This is a genomic window from Nostoc sp. UIC 10607 (assembly GCF_047228265.1).
Lineage (GTDB): Bacteria > Cyanobacteriota > Cyanobacteriia > Cyanobacteriales > Nostocaceae > Nostoc > Nostoc foliaceum_A.
Genome location: NZ_JBIQNW010000236.1, coordinates 1 through 550, shown reverse-complemented (window position 1 = coordinate 550; position 550 = coordinate 1). Strand labels below are relative to the sequence as shown.

At 40.0% G+C, this 550-nt stretch carries 2 protein-coding genes; one reads left to right on the top strand and one right to left on the bottom strand.

Annotated elements, in window-relative coordinates:
* Positions 1-8 precede the first annotated feature (8 nt).
* A complete protein-coding gene (locus tag ACEYW6_RS36575; protein ID WP_412983665.1) occupies positions 9-134 on the top strand; it encodes a DUF1392 family protein in 126 nt (41 codons plus the stop codon).
* 246 nt (positions 135-380) lie between these two features.
* Here ACEYW6_RS36575 and ACEYW6_RS36570 read toward each other — a convergent pair whose 3' ends face one another.
* Positions 381-548 (bottom strand): calcium-binding protein, encoded by a 168-nt coding sequence (locus ACEYW6_RS36570; protein ID WP_412983664.1) that lies wholly within the window; start codon positions 546-548, stop codon positions 381-383.
* Between the last annotated feature and the right edge of the window lie 2 nt (positions 549-550).

The window sequence follows — 550 nt, the reverse complement described above, 5'->3', positions numbered from 1 at the left end:
TTCAAGGAATTTTTAGCCTCAAAGATAATTGGCTTTATGGGGTAGAGTGGCGCTCTCCAATTTTAGAAGAAGTGTCTACCCAAAGCAGAACAATATGGCTTGCTGATGTTGATTTAGTCAATGTTAGTGTATGACCAGTTACCACTAAAGAGCGGTACCAAGTTAACTAACAATTTAGGTTATTAATCTAAAGTTACTGGTTTTATTAGCTACTTTTAATTACTTATCTGGGCATCAGAAAAAAATAAAAAACTTTGAGTAGTGCAAGTCTAAAACTTGATAAAGAATTTTAGGTTGTATTTGAGATAATGCTTTAGACAGTTAGGAAATAGCTGGCACTAAGGGTGAGGTTGCTAGAACCTTGAATGATCGCAATTAGTTCAGAGTATGTCGCCACCTTCATTTCCAAACAGGCGATCGCTCCCAGTGCCGCCGAAGGCAGAATCATTCCCACGTCCACCATAGAGAAGATTGTTACCATCGTCCCCAAACACGGAATCGTCACCATCGCCACCTGTAATGTAGTCAGTTCCTGCATTACCACGGATGG